8 protein-coding genes and 3 rRNA genes are annotated in these 14,302 nt (G+C 65.7%); 9 read left to right on the top strand and 2 right to left on the bottom strand.

Features of this window, described 5'->3' with window-relative positions:
• Window positions 1–64 precede the first annotated feature (64 nt).
• The 5 genes from ACTWM8_RS24165 (at window position 65) to ACTWM8_RS24145 (ending at window position 4,666) form a co-directional block, all read left to right on the top strand.
• The gene (locus ACTWM8_RS24165; protein ID WP_088960728.1) at window positions 65–706 is read left to right on the top strand and encodes an ATP-dependent Clp protease proteolytic subunit; all 642 of its coding nucleotides are present in this window, start codon (window positions 65–67) and stop codon (window positions 704–706) included.
• Window positions 707–716: 10 nt separating this feature from the next.
• Window positions 717–1,379 carry an ATP-dependent Clp protease proteolytic subunit gene (locus ACTWM8_RS24160; RefSeq protein WP_088960729.1) on the top strand — a complete coding sequence of 221 codons (663 nt, stop codon included), beginning with the start codon at window positions 717–719 and terminating at the stop codon, window positions 1,377–1,379.
• A gap of 211 nt (window positions 1,380–1,590) precedes the next feature.
• The gene (gene clpX, locus ACTWM8_RS24155; protein ID WP_446211012.1) at window positions 1,591–2,886 is read left to right on the top strand and encodes an ATP-dependent Clp protease ATP-binding subunit ClpX; all 1,296 of its coding nucleotides are present in this window, start codon (window positions 1,591–1,593) and stop codon (window positions 2,884–2,886) included.
• A gap of 109 nt (window positions 2,887–2,995) precedes the next feature.
• Window positions 2,996–3,829, top strand: coding sequence for an EamA family transporter (locus ACTWM8_RS24150; protein ID WP_446211011.1), 834 nt, complete (start codon window positions 2,996–2,998; stop codon window positions 3,827–3,829).
• A gap of 39 nt (window positions 3,830–3,868) precedes the next feature.
• Window positions 3,869–4,666 (top strand): carbon-nitrogen hydrolase family protein, encoded by a 798-nt coding sequence (locus tag ACTWM8_RS24145; RefSeq protein ID WP_446211010.1) that lies wholly within the window; start codon window positions 3,869–3,871, stop codon window positions 4,664–4,666.
• Between the two features lie 7 nt (window positions 4,667–4,673).
• On the opposite strand, the gene ACTWM8_RS24140 is transcribed toward ACTWM8_RS24145, so the two are convergent.
• Window positions 4,674–4,901: a hypothetical protein gene (locus ACTWM8_RS24140; protein WP_238450288.1), complete on the bottom strand. Its 228-nt coding sequence runs from the start codon at window positions 4,899–4,901 to the stop codon at window positions 4,674–4,676.
• Window positions 4,902–5,557: 656 nt separating this feature from the next.
• On the opposite strand from ACTWM8_RS24140, the gene ACTWM8_RS24135 reads away from it, so the two are divergent.
• From ACTWM8_RS24135 to rrf, 3 genes are all read left to right on the top strand, one after another.
• Window positions 5,558–7,074, top strand: a 16S ribosomal RNA gene (locus ACTWM8_RS24135).
• A 370-nt stretch (window positions 7,075–7,444) separates the two neighbouring features.
• Window positions 7,445–10,555, top strand: a 23S ribosomal RNA gene (locus tag ACTWM8_RS24130).
• An 88-nt stretch (window positions 10,556–10,643) separates the two neighbouring features.
• A 5S ribosomal RNA gene (gene rrf, locus ACTWM8_RS24125) occupies window positions 10,644–10,760 on the top strand.
• Together the 16S, 23S and 5S rRNA genes form the textbook arrangement of a ribosomal RNA operon.
• A gap of 135 nt (window positions 10,761–10,895) precedes the next feature.
• Here rrf and ACTWM8_RS24120 read toward each other — a convergent pair.
• Window positions 10,896–11,579, bottom strand: coding sequence for a hypothetical protein (locus tag ACTWM8_RS24120; RefSeq protein ID WP_446211009.1), 684 nt, complete (start codon window positions 11,577–11,579; stop codon window positions 10,896–10,898).
• A 69-nt stretch (window positions 11,580–11,648) separates the two neighbouring features.
• On the opposite strand from ACTWM8_RS24120, the gene ACTWM8_RS24115 reads away from it, so the two are divergent.
• Window positions 11,649–14,267 carry a valine--tRNA ligase gene (locus ACTWM8_RS24115; RefSeq protein WP_446211008.1) on the top strand — a complete coding sequence of 873 codons (2,619 nt, stop codon included), beginning with the start codon at window positions 11,649–11,651 and terminating at the stop codon, window positions 14,265–14,267.
• Window positions 14,268–14,302: the final 35 nt, after the last annotated feature.

Here is a 14,302-nt window from a genome sequence, read left to right as displayed (position 1 = left end):
GGAGTCGATCACTCGGCTGAGCGGTTAGTGTCGGGGAGGACGGTACGGAGAGCGAAGGGCTGCCATGACCGACATGCACATCCCCAAGAAGTCGCTCCGGGCGATCGAGGCCCGCGGTGGCGACTCCATTGGCAACCTCGACGACTCGGTCTACAACCGGTTGCTCAAGGAGCGGATCATCTTCCTGGGCAGCGAGGTGACCGACCAGGTCGCCAACCGCATCTGCGCGCAGCTGCTGCTGCTCGCGGCGGAGGACCCGGACCGCGACATCAACCTCTGGATCAACTCGCCGGGTGGCTCTGTCTACTCCGGCATGGCGATCTACGACACCATGCAGTTCATCGACAACGACGTGTCGACCGTGGCGATGGGCATGGCTGCCTCCATGGGCCAGCTGCTGCTCTGCGCCGGCACGAAGGGCAAGCGGTACGCCCTCCCGCACGCGCGGATCATGATGCACCAGCCGTCCGGTGGTCTCGGCGGCACGGCCTCCGACATCGCGATCCAGGCCGAGCAGATGCTCTACACCAAGCGGATGTTCCAGGAGCGGGTCGCGCACCACACCGGCCAGAGCCAGGCGCAGATCGAGGCGGATTCGGACCGGGACCGTTGGTTCACCGCCCAGGAGGCCATGGACTACGGCTTCATCGACAAGGTGATCATCGGGGCCGCTCAGGTTCCGGATGGCGCCGGGACCCTGAGCTGAGGAGCTGACGATGACCGATCTGAGCCTGCCGCCCCAGTTCGCGGCCGTGCACAACCGCTACGTGCTGCCGTCGTTCGTCGAGCGCACGTCGTACGGGGTCAAGGAGTCCAACCCGTACAACAAGCTCTTCGAGGACCGGATCATCTTCCTCGGCGTCCAGGTGGACGACGCGTCCGCCAACGACGTGATGGCGCAGCTGCTGACGCTCGAGGGCACCGACCCGGACCGCGACATCATCATGTACATCAACTCGCCGGGTGGCTCGTTCACCGCGATGACGGCGATCTACGACACCATGCAGTACGTCCGTCCGGACATCTCCACCGTCTGCCTGGGTCAGGCGGCCAGCGCGGCGGCGGTCCTGCTGTCGGCCGGCACCCCGGGCAAGCGGATGGCGCTGCCGAACTCGCGGATCATCATCCACCAGCCGGCCACCGAGGGCGGCTACGGGCAGGGCTCGGACATCGAGATCCAGGCCCGGGAGATCCTGCGGATGCGGACCCAGCTGGAGGACATGCTCTCCCGGCACTGCAACCGCCCGATCGAGCAGGTCCGCAAGGACATCGACCGGGACAAGATCATGACGGCCGAGGAGGCCAAGGAGTACGGGCTGGTCGACACGATCCTGACCAGCCGCAAGAAGGGTCTCCTGGCGGCCAACGCCGCCAGCTGACGCAGCACGGGTCGGAGGTCGGTCGGGAAGTCGTTCCTGGCCGACCTCTGACACACCCGTTTTGGGGGTCGGAGAAACCTCCGTCAGCGGGTAACGTCGGTTCCGTACCGCTGGGCCGGGTCGGGCCGGCGGCAGGGATCGAGACGGACGGGCGCGCGGCGCCCGCAGGTCAGGGCCGGCGTTCCGGCCGACGAGTGCAGGGAGAACGTAGGTGGCACGGATCGGTGACGGCGGCGACCTACTGAAGTGCTCCTTCTGTGGCAAGTCGCAGAAGCAGGTCAAGAAACTCATCGCGGGCCCCGGGGTCTACATCTGCGACGAGTGCATCGATCTCTGCAACGAGATCATCGAGGAGGAGCTGGCCGAATCCGGCGAGGTGAAGTGGGAAGAGCTTCCCAAGCCGATGGAGATCTGCCAGTTCCTCGACAACTACGTCGTCGGTCAGGACCAGGCCAAGAAGGCGCTCGCCGTCGCGGTCTACAACCACTACAAGCGGATCCAGGCCGAGGCGGCCGGCGCGCCGGGTTCCGGCAGCGACACCGTCGAGCTGGCCAAGTCCAACATCATGCTGCTCGGCCCGACGGGTTGCGGCAAGACCCACCTGGCGCAGACGCTGGCCCGGATGCTGAACGTCCCGTTCGCCATCGCCGACGCCACCGCCCTGACCGAGGCCGGGTACGTCGGCGAGGACGTGGAGAACATCCTCCTCAAGCTGATCCAGGCCGCGGACTACGACATCAAGCGCGCCGAGACCGGCATCATCTACATCGACGAGGTCGACAAGATCGCCCGTAAGTCGGAGAACCCGTCGATCACCCGGGACGTCTCCGGCGAGGGCGTGCAGCAGGCGCTGCTGAAGATGCTGGAAGGCACGGTGGCCAACGTGCCGCCGCAGGGCGGGCGCAAGCACCCGCACCAGGAGTTCATCCAGATCGACACCACCAACGTGCTGTTCATCTGTGGTGGCGCCTTCGCCGGGCTCGACCAGATCATCGAGGCCCGCACCGGCCACGGCGGCACCGGCTTCGGCGCCCGCCTCCGGTCGGTCTCCGAGCGGTCGACCGACGACATCTTCAGCCAGGTGATGCCGGAGGACATGCTCAAGTTCGGGCTGATCCCCGAGTTCGTCGGCCGGCTGCCGGTGATCACCAACGTGCGCAGCCTGGACCGCAGCGCCCTGGTCCGGATCCTCACCGAGCCCCGTAACGCGCTGGTCAAGCAGTACCAGCGGCTCTTCGAGCTGGACGGGGTCGAGCTGGAGTTCGACGAGCCGGCGCTGGAGGCGATCGCCGACCAGGCGATGCTGCGCGGCACCGGTGCCCGTGGCCTGCGCGCCATCATCGAGGAGGTCCTGCTCTCCGCGATGTACGAGGTGCCGAGCAACCCGGACGCCGCCCGCGTGCTGATCACCCGCGAGGTGGTCCTGGAGAACGTCAACCCGACGATCGTCCCGCGGGAGTTCACCGGCCGCCGGGCCCGCCGGGAGCGCGAGGAGAAGTCCGCCTGACCGGCGCACCGGACTGACGACGACGGCACGGCCACCACTGGGGGCCGTGCCGTCGTTCGGTACGGGATCACACTGGCCGGGTCCGCCCGTCGTCTGGTAGGACCGTCCGATGTTCCCCATCATGCTCGCGGCGGTGTCCGCGGTCGCGTTCGGCACGGCCGACTTCTCCGGCGGCAAGGCGTCCCGCCGCGCCGACCCGGTCGCCGTCACCGTGGTCTCCCAGGTGTTGAGCGTGCCGCTGCTGCTCCTGCTGGTGCTGGTGGTACCCGGCACCCCGACCGCCGTCGACCTGGCGTGGGGGCTCGGTGCGGGCGTCGCCGGCGCCGCCGGGGTGATGCTGCTCTACCGGGCCCTCGCCGCCGGGATGATGGCCGTGGTGGCGCCGGTCACGGCGATCACCGCCGCAGTGGTGCCGATCATCGCCGGGCTGCTGACCGCCCGCTGGCCGGGCACCCTCGCGCTCTGCGGGGCGGCGCTGGCCGTGCTCGCCATCGCCCTGGTCAGTCTCGGCGAGGGTGGCGCCCGCGGCGCGGTGTCCACCCGGGTGATCGGGCTGGCCCTCACCGCCGGCGCGCTCTTCGGCGTCTTCTTCGCGCTGCTCGGCCAGGCCGGTCCGGCCGCCGGCATGTGGCCGGTGCTGGCGCTGCGGCTCAGCTCCATCGCCTTCGGTGTCGCGCTCGCGGTCGGCACCGGCGTGCGCCTGCGGATCGGCCCGCGGGTACTCGGCTGGGCGGCCGCCGCCGGCCTGCTCGACAGCGCCGCGAACGCGCTCTACCTCGCCGCCGCGGCCCGTGGCCACCTGAGCGTGGTCGCCGCGATCGCGGCGCTCTACCCGGCCAGCACGGTGCTGCTCGCACTCGCGGTGGACCGGGAACGGCTCCGGCCGGTGCAGCTGGCCGGTCTCGGGTTCGCCGCAGGCGCCCTGGTCCTCGCCAGCGTCTGACGCTGTCCCCGGCCGGCGTCCGCCCGTACCCTGATCTCCATGCGCGTCGCCGTCTGCCAGCTCAACGCCCGCGACGACCGGGCGGCCAACCTGGCCGCCGCCGAGGCCCTGCTGGTCAGGGCCGCCGCGGCCGGCGCGGATCTCGCGGTCCTCCCGGAGTACGTCGACTACCTCGGCCCGGGCAAGGGGATGCCGGAGCCGGAGCCGGTGGACGGAACGGTGGGCACCTTCTTCGCCGGCGTCGCCGAGCGGCTCGGAATCTGGGTGGTGGCGGGCTCGTTCCACGAGGCCGGCCCGGATCCGGCGCACACCTGGAACACCTCCCTGGTCTTCGACCGCTCCGGCGCGCTCGCCGCCAGCTACCGCAAGATCCACCTGTACGACGTGGAGATCCCGGGGCGGGTGTCGTACCTCGAATCGGCGACGGTCGCCCCGGGCGACCAGCCGGTGGTGGTCGACGTCGAGGGTCTGCGGGTCGGCCTGTCGATCTGCTACGACCTGCGCTTCCCCGAGCTCTACCGGCTGCTGGCCGTCGACGGGGGAGCGCAGCTCCTGGTCGTGCCGGCTGCGTTCATGATGCACACCGGCCGGGACCACTGGGAGGTGCTGCTGCGGGCGCGGGCCATCGAGAACCAGTGCTTCGTGGCCGCCGCCGGTCAGATCGGTGACCACGAGCCGGAGCGCACCTGCTTCGGGCGCAGCATGGTGGTTGACCCGTGGGGGACGGTGGTCGGTCAGGTGCCCGACGGCCCCGGGCTGACCGTGGTCGAGCTGGACCTCGATCGCCTGCACACCATCCGTACCGAGCTGCCCAGCCTCGCCAACCGACGGCTCTGAGCGCCGGTCATCCCTGGACGAGCACGCCGATCAGGGTGAGGCCGACGATCGCCGCGGCGGTGACGAGCAACGCGGTGGTCATCCGGGACCGGCCGCGCCGGGCCAGCCGGGCGGTGGAGAGCACGACGACGGCGAGTACGACCGCGGCGATCACCAGCTGCCAGAAGGGCGCCAGGAGTCCGAGCAGCGCCTCGTCGGCGAGGGTGACCGCCGGGGATCGGGACACGGGATCCATGGCAGCCACTCTGGCACGCCGCCGGCCGGCCGGCGCGCCGATCCGATCGGGTACGCCGGCGCGGCGCCGGACCGGCACGCCGGATCCGCCAATGACGATCATTGATTTGCCTTCTCCGGGCCAGTCCGCGTAACTTTCTCTCTGCACGCGGGAGGCCGGACAAACCGGCTGAGAGCGGGCACCAGGCTCGTGGCGGAGACGCCGAGCGAGGCTGAGGAGCGGGCGGTGCGAGACAATCCGGAATACAGGGTTGCGATCGCGAGACCGACCGGGTAGTGTTCGAAAGCCGGCAGGGAGCCGGGCGGGTGGCCGCGAAGCGGCGATCGGCCGGTCTTGCCGACTTCCCACGCCAGAAACGACCACCGGACACGGTGAGCGTCAGCGTGGATCGGGCCGCACCAAGTTGATCACCTCAAACACGAGGTTGACAGCGAAAGTCGGACCGGGTAAGTTGGAGAGGTTGCCCCGGACGGGGGTTCCACAGTGTGGGGCTTTCGGATGGTGTGTGGTTGTTCTTTGAGAACTCAACAGGGTGCTTGATAAGCCAGTGCCAATTATGATTTATACCCCGGACTGGCAGTTCTTCTTCGGAAGTGCTGTTGGTTGGGATTCCTTTGGCAACACTTTTGTTGTCAGGACATGTTTTCAACAAGTTTTTGTTGGAGAGTTTGATCCTGGCTCAGGACGAACGCTGGCGGCGTGCTTAACACATGCAAGTCGAGCGGAAAGGCCCTTCGGGGTACTCGAGCGGCGAACGGGTGAGTAACACGTGAGCAACCTGCCCTAGGCTTTGGGATAACCCCGGGAAACCGGGGCTAATACCGAATATGACCTGGCCTCGCATGAGGCTGGGTGGAAAGTTTTTCGGCCTGGGATGGGCTCGCGGCCTATCAGCTTGTTGGTGGGGTGATGGCCTACCAAGGCGACGACGGGTAGCCGGCCTGAGAGGGCGACCGGCCACACTGGGACTGAGACACGGCCCAGACTCCTACGGGAGGCAGCAGTGGGGAATATTGCACAATGGGCGGAAGCCTGATGCAGCGACGCCGCGTGAGGGATGACGGCCTTCGGGTTGTAAACCTCTTTCAGCAGGGACGAAGCGTAAGTGACGGTACCTGCAGAAGAAGCGCCGGCCAACTACGTGCCAGCAGCCGCGGTAAGACGTAGGGCGCGAGCGTTGTCCGGATTTATTGGGCGTAAAGAGCTCGTAGGCGGCTTGTCGCGTCGACCGTGAAAACTTGGGGCTCAACCCCAAGCCTGCGGTCGATACGGGCAGGCTAGAGTTCGGTAGGGGAGACTGGAATTCCTGGTGTAGCGGTGAAATGCGCAGATATCAGGAGGAACACCGGTGGCGAAGGCGGGTCTCTGGGCCGATACTGACGCTGAGGAGCGAAAGCGTGGGGAGCGAACAGGATTAGATACCCTGGTAGTCCACGCTGTAAACGTTGGGCGCTAGGTGTGGGGGGCCTCTCCGGTTCCCTGTGCCGCAGCTAACGCATTAAGCGCCCCGCCTGGGGAGTACGGCCGCAAGGCTAAAACTCAAAGGAATTGACGGGGGCCCGCACAAGCGGCGGAGCATGCGGATTAATTCGATGCAACGCGAAGAACCTTACCTGGGTTTGACATGGCCGCAAAACTCACAGAGATGTGAGGTCCTTCGGGGGCGGTCACAGGTGGTGCATGGCTGTCGTCAGCTCGTGTCGTGAGATGTTGGGTTAAGTCCCGCAACGAGCGCAACCCTCGTTCGATGTTGCCAGCGCGTTATGGCGGGGACTCATCGAAGACTGCCGGGGTCAACTCGGAGGAAGGTGGGGATGACGTCAAGTCATCATGCCCCTTATGTCCAGGGCTTCACGCATGCTACAATGGCCGGTACAATGGGCTGCGATACCGTGAGGTGGAGCGAATCCCAAAAAGCCGGTCTCAGTTCGGATCGGGGTCTGCAACTCGACCCCGTGAAGTCGGAGTCGCTAGTAATCGCAGATCAGCAACGCTGCGGTGAATACGTTCCCGGGCCTTGTACACACCGCCCGTCACGTCACGAAAGTCGGCAACACCCGAAGCCGGTGGCCCAACCCCTTGTGGGAGGGAGCCGTCGAAGGTGGGGCTGGCGATTGGGACGAAGTCGTAACAAGGTAGCCGTACCGGAAGGTGCGGCTGGATCACCTCCTTTCTAAGGAGCACCTTCACCCGAAAGGGTGCAAGGAGCCCGCGCCATCCGAATGCGATGGTGGGGTGCTCAATGGCGGAGACACTGGCGAGTTCGTGCTCGGCAACGGCCGGGATCACCTAGTACAGCCACCCTCGGGTGGTGGGAACGGAGTCCTGGTGCGGCTGAGGAGGAACGCAAAGCACCCTGTTGGGTCCTGAAAGAACAACCATCGGTTGTCTTTCAGAACCATGACCCCACCTGTGGTGGGGGACGGTTGCCAGGCATGACCTGGCCCTGCAAACGGGATCCCTGTGGGATCGAGGTGTGGGGCGGATCGGGTTGTGGGTTGGTCGTTTGTTGAGAATTGCACAGTGGACGCGAGCATCTTTGTGGTCAAGTTGTCAAGGGCGAACGGTGGATGCCTTGGCACCAGGAGCCGATGAAGGACGTGGGAGGCCGCGATAGGCCTGGGGGAGCTGTCAACCAAGCTGTGATCCCAGGGTGTCCGAATGGGGAAACCCGGCACCAGTCATGTGGTGTCACCTGCACCTGAACACATAGGGTGTATGGAGGGAACGCGGGGAAGTGAAACATCTCAGTACCCGTAGGAAGAGAAAACAAATTTAGTGATTCCGTGAGTAGTGGCGAGCGAAAGCGGATCGAGGCTAAACCGGCTGCGTGTGATACCTGTCAGGGGTTGCGTGGTCGGGGTTGTGGGACCCTACTGAGTGTACTGACATGCACTCGAGGAGTTACAAAGTCAGTGGCTAGCCGAATGGTGTGGAAAAGCCAACCGTAGACGGTGATAGTCCGGTACGTGAAAGTTGCTGACCTTCTGTGGGTGTTCCCGAGTAGCGGCGGACCCCTGAAATCTGCCGTGAATCTGCCAGGACCACCTGGTAAGCCTAAATACTTCCTGGTGACCGATAGCGGACGAGTACCGTGAGGGAATGGTGAAAAGTACCCCGGGAGGGGAGTGAAATAGTACCTGAAACCGTTCGCCTACAATCCGTCGGAGCCTTGCGGGGTGACGGCGTGCCTTTTGAAGAATGAGCCTGCGAGTTAGTGGCATGTGGCGAGGTTAACCCGTGTGGGGGAGCCGTAGCGAAAGCGAGTCTGAATAGGGCGATTCAGTCGCATGCTCTAGACCCGAAGCGGAGTGATCTAGCCATGGGCAGGCTGAAGCGCGGGTAAGACCGCGTGGAGGGCCGAACCCACCAACGTTGAAAAGTTGGGGGATGACCTGTGGTTAGGGGTGAAAGGCCAATCAAACTCCGTGATAGCTGGTTCTCCCCGAAATGCATTTAGGTGCAGCGTCGCGTGTTTCTTGCCGGAGGTAGAGCACTGGATGGTCTAGGGGGCCCACAAGCTTACCGAAATCAGCCAAACTCCGAATGCCGGTAAGTGAGAGCGCGGCAGTGAGACTGCGGGGGATAAGCTTCGTAGTCGAGAGGGAAACAGCCCAGATCACCAGCTAAGGCCCCTAAGCGTGTGCTAAGTGGAAAAGGATGTGGGGTCGCATAGACAACCAGGAGGTTGGCTTAGAAGCAGCCACCCTTTAAAGAGTGCGTAATAGCTCACTGGTCAAGTGGTTCCGCGCCGACAATGTAGCGGGGCTCAAGCACACCGCCGAAGCTGTGGCATTCACATTTCAACCTCGCTTGGACTTGATTCCTTGTGCAGGTGTGTGGATGGGTAGGGGAGCGTCGTGCCGCGGGTGAAGCAACGGGGTGACCCAGTTGTGGACGCGGCACGAGTGAGAATGCAGGCATGAGTAGCGAAAGAAGGGTGAGAAACCCTTCCGCCGGATGACCAAGGGTTCCAGGGCCAGGCTAATCCGCCCTGGGTGAGTCGGGACCTAAGGCGAGGCCGAGAGGCGTAGTCGATGGACAACGGGTTGATATTCCCGTACCCGCGAAAGAGCGACCCTGACGAACCTCGCTGTGCTAACCACCCAAACCGGCGGCGACCTTCGGGTCAATGTTGGTGAGCGTGGGAACCTGGCGGGTAGTAGTCAAGCGATGGGGTGACGCAGGAAGGTAGCTGAGCCCGGCCGGTGGTTGTGCCGGGGTAAGCGTGTAGGCCGCACCATAGGCAAATCCGTGGTGCATGAAGGCTGAGACGTGATGCCGAGCCGATTCAGGTGAAGTCAGTGATCCTATGCTGCCGAGAAAAGCCTCTAGCGAGTTCTTAGCGGCCCGTACCCCAAACCGACACAGGTGGTCAGGTAGAGAATACCGAGGCGATCGGGCGAACTGTGGTTAAGGAACTCGGCAAATTGCCCCCGTAACTTAGGGAGAAGGGGGGCCGGAGACGTGAAGCCCCACGCGGGTGGAGCGTTGTATGGCCGCAGAGAGCAGGGGGAAGCGACTGTTTACTAAAAACACAGGTCCATGCGAAGAAGTAATTCGATGTATATGGACTGACGCCTGCCCGGTGCTGGAACGTTAAGGGGACCTGTTAGCTCTTCGGGGCGAAGCGGAGAACTTAAGCGCCAGTAAACGGCGGTGGTAACTATAACCATCCTAAGGTAGCGAAATTCCTTGTCGGGTAAGTTCCGACCTGCACGAATGGCGTAACGACTTCCCCACTGTCTCAACCACAGGCCCGGCGAAATTGCATTACGAGTAAAGATGCTCGTTACGCGCGGCAGGACGGAAAGACCCCGGGACCTTTACTATAGCTTGACATTGGTATCCGAATTAGCTTGTGTAGGATAGGTGGGAGCCGGTGAAGTCCATACGCCAGTATGGGTGGAGGCAATCTTGAAATACCACTCTGGTTGATTTGGGTATCTAACTTCGGACCGTTATCCGGTTCAGGGACAGTGTCTGGTGGGTAGTTTAACTGGGGCGGTTGCCTCCTAAAGGGTAACGGAGGCGCCCAAAGGTTCCCTCAGCCTGGTTGGCAATCAGGTGTTGAGTGCAAGTACACAAGGGAGCTTGACTGTGAGACTGACAGGTCGAGCAGGGACGAAAGTCGGGACTAGTGATCCGGCACTTGCGAGTGGAAGCGGTGTCGCTCAACGGATAAAAGGTACCCCGGGGATAACAGGCTGATCTTCCCCAAGAGTCCATATCGACGGGATGGTTTGGCACCTCGATGTCGGCTCGTCGCATCCTGGGGCTGTAGCAGGTCCCAAGGGTTGGGCTGTTCGCCCATTAAAGCGGTACGCGAGCTGGGTTTAGAACGTCGTGAGACAGTTCGGTCCCTATCCGCCGTGCGCGTAGGATACTTGAGAAGGGCTGTCCCTAGTACGAGAGGACCGGGACGGACGAACCTCTGGTGTGCCAGTTGTCCCGCCAGGGGCACGGCTGGTTAGCTACGTTCGGAAGGGATAACCGCTGAAAGCATCTAAGCGGGAAGCTCGCTTCAAGATGAGGTATCCCACCATCCTTGGATGGGTAAGGCCCCCAGCTAGACGACTGGGTTGATAGGCCGGAAATGTAAGCCCGGTAACGGGTTCAGTTGACCGGTACTAATAGGCCGAGGACTTGACTACAAAGCTGCTACGCGTCCACTGTGCAACTCCCGACAAACGAACAACACCCAGCAATTGCTGGTCGAGTTGTTTGACATGTCGATAGAGTTACGGCGGTCATGGCGGAGGGGAAACGCCCGGTAACATTCCGAACCCGGAAGCTAAGCCCTCCAGCGCCGATGGTACTGCACTCGGGAGGGTGTGGGAGAGTAGGACACCGCCGGACAACCATTCGATCAGGGCCACCCCTTTCAAGGGGTGGCCCTGATTGGTATACCCACCCCCGGAATCACGCCGGGCGCGAGCCGTACACGAAGAAGGGCCGCGGGGTCGCTCGACGCCACGGCCCTTTCGCGACGGCTCAACCGCGGGTCTGGACGCCCTCGCGGATCTGACGGAACAGGCCGGCGGCGTCGTCAACGGAGCGGCTGGGGAACATCGCCATCGCGGCGCTGCCGTGGTCCGCCCAGCCGCAGATCGTGAAGTCACCGCCGTCCCCGCTGGTGGTGCCGCACTTCATCACCCCGCCCAACTTGCCGGCGGGCACCTCGCGCAGCCCGGCCACCCGGCCGGTCTCGTCGGCCATCAACCCGAAGAGACTGTCCAGGTCCCGTTCCGGCTGCCACAGCAGCGTCGTGCCACCGAAGAGCAGCACCGCGCGGGTCTCGTCCGCCGGGTCCCGGTAGACGGTGCCGAAACTGGTGTCCAGGTCGATGTCCGCGGCGAAGCCGCTGCGCAGGTAGTCCGCCGTGCTGCGGGCCCGCTCCGAGTCGTCCCGGGTCAGCCCGGCGACCTGGTCCGGGGCACTCAGCCGGGTGTCCTTCTGCTGCGCCACCCGCCAGCCGGCGGTGCCCAGGGCGGCGGCGCCGGCCAGGCCGACGGCGAGCGCCACGGCCAGGGCGATCCGCCGACGGCGGGAGGCCGGCGCCCGCCGGATCGGATCGCTCGCCGGGTCCCGGTGGCTCAGCTGGATCGGCTCGTCGGTCAGATCGACCGGGTCGGGCCCCTCGTCGAGCTGACGCTCGGTGAGATTCGCGTCGGACATGTCCGCCACCGTACGCGAATGACAGGTGGCGCACGTCGGGTCCGCGGAAGCGCTCCGTAGACTTTCAGGGTGACCGAGAGACTGGATGCCCGACGCCCCGACGCCCCGACCCTTGCCGGCCAGTACCAGCCCGGCGAGGTAGAGCAGCGACGGTACGAGCAGTGGGTAGCCGCCGGCCACTTCCGGGCGTCGGCGCAGAGCGACAAGCCCCCTTTCACCATCGTCATCCCGCCACCCAACGTCACCGGCTCCCTGCACATGGGGCACGCGTTCGAGCACACGTTGATGGACGCCCTGAACCGGCGCAAGCGGATGCAGGGGTACGAGGCGCTCTGGCTGCCCGGCATGGACCACGCCGGCATCGCCACCCAGAACCTGGTCGAGCGGCAGCTCGCCGGCGAGGGGCTGTCCCGGCACGACCTGGGCCGGGAGAAGTTCGTCGAGCGGGTCTGGCAGTGGAAGGCCGAGTCCGGCGGGGCCATCCTCGGCCAGATGCGCCGCCTCGGTGACGCGGTCGACTGGGACCGCGAGCGCTTCACCATGGACGAGGGCCTGTCCCGGGCCGTGCAGACCATGTTCAAGAAGCTCTTCGACGACGGCCTCATCTACCGGGCCAACCGGATCATCAACTGGTGCCCGCGCTGCCTGACCGCGCTCTCCGACATCGAGGTGGAGCACACCGACGACGAGGGCGAGCTCATCTCGATCCGGTACAGCGACGAGGTGGTGGTGGCCACCACCCGGGCCGAGACCATGCTCGGTGACACCGCGGTGGCCGTGCACCCCGACGACGCCCGCTACCAGCACCTGATCGGCACCGAGGTCGCCGTGCCGCTGACCGACCGGCGGATCCCGATCGTGGCCGACGAGCACGTCGACCCGAGCTTCGGCACCGGCATGGTGAAGGTGACCCCGGCGCACGACCCCAACGACTTCGAGATCGGCCAGCGGCACGACCTGCCCGCGCTGACGATCATGGACGAGCGCGGTGTCATCACCGCCCACGGCCCGTTCCAGGGCCTGGACCGGTACGAGGCCCGCCCGGCGATCGTGGCCGCGCTGCGCGAGCAGGGCCGGATCGTCGCCGAGAAGCGGCCGTACGTGCACGCGGTGGGGCACTGTTCCCGGTGCAAGACCACCGTCGAGCCCCGGCTGTCGTTGCAGTGGTTCGTCAACACCGCCCCGCTGGCCAAGGCCGCCGGGGACGCGGTGCGCGACGGCCGGGTGAAGATCGAGCCCGCCGAGCTGGCCAAGCGCTACTTCGCCTGGGTCGACAACATGCACGACTGGTGCATCTCGCGGCAGCTCTGGTGGGGCCACCGCATCCCGGTCTGGTACGGCCCGGCCGGCGAGATCGTCTGCGTCGGCCCGGACGAGCAGCCGCCCACCGGCGAGGGCTGGCACCAGGACGAGGACGTCCTGGACACCTGGTTCTCCAGCGGCCTGTGGCCCTTCTCCACCCTCGGCTGGCCGGAGCAGACCCCGGACCTGGCGAAGTTCTACCCGACCAGCGTCCTGGTGACCGGCTACGACATCCTCTTCTTCTGGGTCGCCCGGATGATGATGTTCGGCCTCTACGCGATGGACGGCCGGCAGCCGTTCGACGTCGTTGCCCTGCACGGCATGGTCCGCGACGAGCACGGCAAGAAGATGTCCAAGTCGTTCGGCAACGTCGTCGACCCGCTGGACTGGATCGACCGGTTCGGTGCCGACGCCACCCGGTTCACCCTGGCCCGGGGCGCCAACCCCGGCCAGGACGTGCCGGTGAGCGAGGAGTGGTGCCAGGGCTCGCGGAACTTCTGCAACAAGCTCTGGAACGCCACCCGGTTCGCGCTGATGAACGGCGCGCACACCGAGGGGGAGCTGCCGCCCGCCGCCGAGCTGTCGACCGTCGACCGGTGGATCCTGTCCCGGCTGGCGCACGTCACCGCCGAGGTGGACGAGCAGTTCGAGGCGTACGAGTTCGCGAAGGTCTGCGACCTGCTGTACCACTTCGCCTGGGACGACGTCTGCGACTGGTACGTCGAGCTGAGCAAGCCGGTGCTGGCCGAGGGCGGGCCGGCGGCCGAGGCCACCCGACGGGTCCTCGGGCACGTGCTCGACCAGCTGCTGCGGCTGCTGCACCCCGTCATCCCGTTCGTCACCGAGGAGCTGTGGATCGCGCTCACCGGCGGCGAGACGGTGATGACGGCCGCCTGGCCGGTGGCCGACCGTACCCGGATCGACGACGCCGCGGAGGGCGAGGTCGGCACCGTTCAGCGGGTGGTGACCGAGATCCGGCGGTTCCGCTCCGACCAGGGGCTGCGCCCGACCCAGCGGGTCGCGGCCCGGCTGGACGGCCTGGCCGTGGCCGGGATCGCGGCGCACGAGCCGCTGATCCGCTCGCTGGTCCGGCTCGACGCCCCGGCCGGCGACTTCCAGGCCAGCGCCACCCTCGCCATGCCCGGCGAGGTCAGCGTCGAGCTGGACACCCGCGGCTCGATCGACGTGGCGGCAGAGCGGGCCCGGTTGACCAAGGACCGCGCGGCGGCCGAGAAGGAGGTCGCGCAGGCTCGGGCGAAGCTCGACAACCCCGCCTTCGTCGGCAAGGCCCCCGAACCGGTGGTCGCCAAGATTCGTGACCGGCTGGCGGTGGCCCAGGCGGACCTGACCCGCATCGACGCCGCCCTGGAGGCGCTTTCCTCGTGACCGACCGCACCGATCGCACCGAGTTCGCCGACGTC

The sequence above is a fragment of the Micromonospora sp. IBSANI012 genome, assembly GCF_052814045.1.
Note: the sequence above shows the minus strand (reverse complement) of the source record. Positions and strands in the feature narration are given on the sequence as shown.

Bases quoted from the DNA above. Each gene is read 5' to 3' on its own strand.
- ACTWM8_RS24165 (WP_088960728.1), top strand. From the start codon at position 65: ATGACCGACATGCACATCCCCAAGAAGTCGCTCCGGGCGATCGAGGCC.
- ACTWM8_RS24160 (WP_088960729.1), top strand. From the start codon at position 717: ATGACCGATCTGAGCCTGCCGCCCCAGTTCGCGGCCGTGCACAACCGC.
- ACTWM8_RS24150 (WP_446211011.1), top strand. From the start codon at position 2,996: ATGTTCCCCATCATGCTCGCGGCGGTGTCCGCGGTCGCGTTCGGCACG.
- ACTWM8_RS24145 (WP_446211010.1), top strand. From the start codon at position 3,869: ATGCGCGTCGCCGTCTGCCAGCTCAACGCCCGCGACGACCGGGCGGCC.
- ACTWM8_RS24140 (WP_238450288.1), bottom strand. From the start codon at position 4,901: ATGGATCCCGTGTCCCGATCCCCGGCGGTCACCCTCGCCGACGAGGCG.
- ACTWM8_RS24120 (WP_446211009.1), bottom strand. From the start codon at position 11,579: ATGTCCGACGCGAATCTCACCGAGCGTCAGCTCGACGAGGGGCCCGAC.